2 protein-coding genes are annotated in these 5,321 nt (G+C 55.5%); both read left to right on the top strand.

Translation table 11 applies throughout. The features are described 5' to 3' along the window. The first annotated feature begins 20 nt into the window (after positions 1 to 20). Entirely contained in the window at positions 21 to 3,266 is a 3,246-nt protein-coding gene (locus Q0F21_RS05065; protein ID WP_297237986.1) for a TonB-dependent receptor, read from the top strand. A 20-nt stretch (positions 3,267 to 3,286) separates the two neighbouring features. Beyond that, on the top strand, positions 3,287 to 5,308 hold the full coding sequence (locus tag Q0F21_RS05060; RefSeq protein WP_297237984.1) for a RagB/SusD family nutrient uptake outer membrane protein: 2,022 nt from the start codon (positions 3,287 to 3,289) through the stop codon (positions 5,306 to 5,308). The last annotated feature ends 13 nt before the right edge of the window (positions 5,309 to 5,321 follow it).

Raw genomic sequence — 5,321 nt, 5'->3', positions numbered from 1 at the left:
TTTTAATCATAAGTAACAGCATGAATGTCATCAGATCACTAAGGCTGGCAAGCATTGCCTCGCTGCTGGTCTTACTCTTCACCACTGTTGCCCAGGCCCAGACGGTCACCGTCACCGGTACCGTCAAGGACACCTCCGGGGAGCCGGTCATCGGCGCCACCGTGGCAGTCGTCGGCGTCCCCGGCAAGGGAGCGTCCGCTGACCTAGACGGCAACTTCACCATTACCGAGGTGCCCACAGATGCGACGCTTCGTGTCTCCTTTGTCGGCATGAAGACTCAGGAGATTACCCTGAAAAACGGGGGGGGGCAGAATAATCCTCTGCATCTAAATATTGTCCTCATCGAGGACTCCGAGCTCCTCGATGAGGTTGTCGTCGTCGGCTACGGTACCCAGAAGAAAGCCAATCTTACCGGTGCCGTCTCGCAGATCGACAGTAAGGTCCTGGAGGCACGTCCGGTGCAGAACGTCGGTCAGGCGCTGCAGGGTGTCGTACCGGGACTAAACTTCAATGTTACCAACAGCGGTGGTGCCCTCGACAGCCGGATGGCTCTCAACATACGTGGAACCGGTACCATCGGCAAGGGATCATCGTCCGCACCACTGGTACTGATTGATGGATCTGAGGGAGACATCTACTCCCTTGCACCCAATGACATCGAGAGCATCTCTGTGCTGAAGGATGCCTCTGCCAGTGCCATCTACGGATCACGTGCAGCCTTTGGTGTGATCCTTGTCACCACCAAGAGCGGTAAGGAGGGTAAGGCACGGATCAGCTACAACGGTAATGTCCGCTTCGCCACTGCGACGCAAATCCCGGAGATGATGGACTCGTACGAATTTGCCCGCTACTGGAATGCCGCAGCGCGCAACAAGGGTGATCAGCTCCCCTTTGACGACAATAAGATCCGCCTGATCAAAGGGTACCAGGCCGGCACTCTGACAGGAGAAGAGGCTTGGGGGACTGTCTGGAGGGGCTACAGTGCCAATGAGCCCTGGGGAATGTACACTGACGGCTGGGCCAATACAGACTGGTTTGCCGAGATGTACAAGAAGAATGTCCCGTCACAGGAGCATAATATCTCTGTCAGTGGTGGATCTGACAAGATCAAGTACTACGTCAGCTCGGCTATCCTCGACCAGCGTGGACTGATCAGGCATGGTAAGGATGAGTTCCGCCGATATAACCTGAGCGGTAAGATCACTGCCGACCTCACCTCGTGGCTGCGCCTCACCTACAACAATAAGTGGTCCCGCGAGGACTATGAGCGTCCCTCGTATCTGACCGGACTCTTCTTCCACAACATCGCCCGTCGCTGGCCAACAAACATTGTCTATGACCCCAATGGTCACTATGCCTTCGGGACCGAGATCCTGCAGATGCGTGACGGAGGACTGGATCGCAAGCAGACCGACCGACTCAATCAGCAGGTGACGCTCGAGATCATGCCGCTTGAGGGCTGGGTCATCCGTGCTGAGGGTAACTACAATACCCTCAACGCACAGAATCACTGGGATGTACTCCCGATCTACTACTACGACCCGGACCAGAATCCTGTCGCCGCCGCATGGAGTGGAGACTACTCTCCCGGGAAGTCTCGTGTGAGCGAGAGCTTCGACAAGAATAATTACTTCAACGGTCGCTTCTACTCCGAGTACTCTAAGCTCTTCAACGAAGTGCACGACTTCAAGGTAGTAGCCGGTCTCGATATGGAGGCCAATGAGCGGAAGTACCTCTCCGCCTGGCGTGATGACCTGATCACCCCCGATGTCCCGACCATCAATACCGCCACTCATAAGGACACCCATCCCGGATATGGTAACAACCACTGGTCCACCATGGGTGCTTTTGCTCGTGTCAATTATGCCTACGACGGACGCTACCTCGTAGAGGCATCCATCCGTCGCGATGGCTCCTCCCGCTTCATCGGTGACAAGACCTGGGCTACTTTCCCCTCCTTCTCACTCGGATGGAATATCGCACAGGAGGAGTTCTTTAAGCCACTTAACGACTACGTCGGCATGCTGAAGCTCCGTGGCTCCTGGGGTACGCTCGGTAACACACGTATCGATGCGCTCTACCCCTGGTTCCTCTCTCAGCCGGTGGGATCCAAGAACTCCCGCTGGCTAATCGACGGAGAGCGGCAGAACACCTCCTCCATGCCGGGACTGGTCTCTCCGGATCTGACATGGGAGACAGTGAAGTCGTGGAATATCGGACTGGACTTCGGGCTCTTCAATAATCGCCTCCAGGGATACTTCGACTACTTCGTCCGCACGACGGAGAATATGGTCGGTCCCGCTCCCTCCAAGCCCTCCATCCTCGGTGCCGATCAGCCCCCGCTTAATAATAGCGATATGCGCTCACAGGGATGGGACTTAGAGATCAGCTGGCGTGACAGCTATGCAGACTTCCGCTATGGCGTCAAGCTTGTCCTCTCGGATGATACCCAGACCGTCACCCGCTACTACAACCCCACCGGCAACATCTATGACTGGTACGAGGGCAAGAAGATGGGCGAGATCTGGGGCTACCAGTCCGTAGGCATCGCCAAGACTGATGAAGAGATGGCCAATCACCTCAAGGACAATAAGCCCTCCTGGGGCAGCAACTGGGCAGCCGGCGACGTGATGTATAAGAACCTCGTCGACCGGGTAGATGATAAGGGGAACCAACTTGACAAGGGCGAAGTCAATGGTGGTCGCGGAACACTGGATGACCACGGAGACCTCTCCATCATCGGAAACTCTTCACCCCGCTACCGCTTCGGGATCACTCTCGACGGCGCGTGGAAGGGGCTCGATGCATCCATCTTCCTCCAGGGGATCGGCAAGCGTGACTTCTGGGACGCCAGCCCCTACAGCACCGGTGCTAACCACGGTATGTGGCAGGCTGCAGGCTTCAAGGAGCACCTCGACTTCTTCCGTCCGGAGGGAGACAAGGACTTCGGAGCTAATCTGGATGCCTTCTACCCCCGTCCACTCTTCGATCAGGGCGGTAAGAACTTCTATACCCAGACCCGATACCTCCAGAATGCCGCCTATATGCGCATCAAGAACCTCCAGATCGGCTATACCCTCCCTGCTGAGTGGACTAGTCAGCTGGGCGTCTCCAGAGTGAGAATCTACTTCTCAGGGGACAATCTCTACACCTTCACTCAGATGAATAAGATCTTTGACCCCGAGGCAACCGGTGGAGACTGGGGCCCGGGTAAGATCTATCCGCTGGCGCGCACGATCTCAGTCGGACTCAATCTGAATCTCTAACACCCAGTGAACAAGAAATCATGAAAAAGACAACTATATATCAGGGGCTTAGAGCACTCACCGCAGCCTTGGCGATAGGAGCCGTGACCGCTTCTTGCGACTTTCTCGATAAGGGGCCACTGGATCAGATCAGTCCCGACACCTACTACAGTACCGCCGATCAGCTCTCCAGCTTCACGATCAATTACTACTCTACCGTATTCCCAGGACTGGGAGGATACAATGGTGGAAAGGCCACTTGGGACAACGGCACGGACAATCAGGCAGCCACAGGTGGAAACCTCGGTATGTTTACGCTCGATCGATGGAAAGTGCCAAGCACCGGAGGCATCAACTTCGGATCGATCCGTGATGTCAATATGTTCATCACTGAGAACGAGGCTCGCCATAAGGAAGGTAAGATCTCCGGCAGACCTGAGGATATCAATCAAGCAATTGGTGAGGCGTATGCCATCCGTGGTATGCTCTACTACGACAAGCTCTACGCCTTCGGAGACTTCCCCATTGTAGACAAGGTACTCAATGTCGACGAGGACCTCGCCAGTGAGAGCAAGCGTATGCCCCGAAACGAGGTAGCTCGACATATCCTTAAGGATCTCGACAAGGCCATCGAGCTGCTTCCCGAGACGACGCCCCGCAATCAGCGTCTCTCCAAGAGATCTGTACTGGCTCTGAAGTCTCGCGTGGCCCTCTTCGAGGGAACCTTCGAGCTCTACCACAGAGGCTCCGGTCGTGTCCCCGGGGATGCCAATTGGCCCGGTAAGGACAAGGAGTGGAATAAGGGGAAGACCTTTGACCAAACGGGCGAGGTGGACTTCTTCCTCTCCCAGGCTATGGATGCCGCCAAGAAGGTCGGCGATGCCGTCTCTCTCCAGACGGAGAATACCCACATCATGAATCCTACAGACCCGAAGGCTTACTCCGGGTGGAACCCCTACTACGATATGTACGCCAGCCCCGATCTGAGTGTCTATCCTGAGATCCTCTTCTGGGAGGAGTTTGGAGAGTCTGCTAATAAGCTGCACTTCACCAGCCACTACTTGGCACGAGGATTCAACTCCGGCTGGACCCGCGGTCTCGTAGAGTCCTTCCTGATGGACAACGGACTTCCCATCTATGCGCCTACATCAGGCTACAAGGGGGACAAGACGATCAGCATGGTCAAGACTGATCGCGACGAGCGTCTCCAGCTCTTTATGTACGATGAGAAGTCAAAGGTCAATGACATCAAGGAGGGCGGTATGAAGGACTTTGGCGCACCTGAGATCATCGCGATCGAGGAGAATAGGGACGTGACCGGTTACCGCCAGAGGAAGTTCTGTAGCTACGACCCGGCTAAGGGCATCGGTACCGCCCCCAGCGATGACTGCGGACTGATCCACGTCCGTGTCGAAGAGGCGTACCTCAATTATATTGAGGCATCGTACCTTAAGAATCACTCCATCGATGCTACCGCCCGCAAGTACTGGGATGCTCTCCGCAAGCGCGCCGGCATCACTGCGCCTATCGAGACCACTATCGCTGCCACAGATATGTCCTACGAGGCGGATCTCAATCGGTCCTCCTACGACTGGGGGGCATTCTCTGCCGGACAGCCGATCGATGCTACCCTCTACTCGATCCGTCGCGAGCGTCGCTGCGAGCTGGCAGGCGAGGGCTTCCGTATGGAGGACCTCAAGCGCTGGAGAGCTATGGATCAGGTAAAGAACTACCACATCGAGGGCATCAATCTCTGGGACGAGATCTATAAGAGCAAGAAATATGTCGATGAGAAGACCGGTGAGAGCCAGATCGAGGGTAAGTACTCCGATGGTGGTGAGGACTCCAAGGTCTCCTCGAGAGAGGTATCTAAGTACCTCCGTCCCTACCAGATCCGCACGAAGTACGATCTCTATGGGGGCTACACATTCTACGAGGGACACTATCTGAGTCCCTTCTCCATTGCGGAGATGCAGCTCTGTAGCCCAGATAACAAAGCGGAGAACAGCTATCTCTATCAAAACATCTACTGGCCTACCGGTACAGGCCATGTGACGAAGTAATCACACTTCACAC

The organism is uncultured Porphyromonas sp. (assembly GCF_934359325.1).
Lineage (GTDB): Bacteria > Bacteroidota > Bacteroidia > Bacteroidales > Porphyromonadaceae > Porphyromonas_A.
This window is presented reverse-complemented; position numbering and strand designations above follow the sequence as displayed.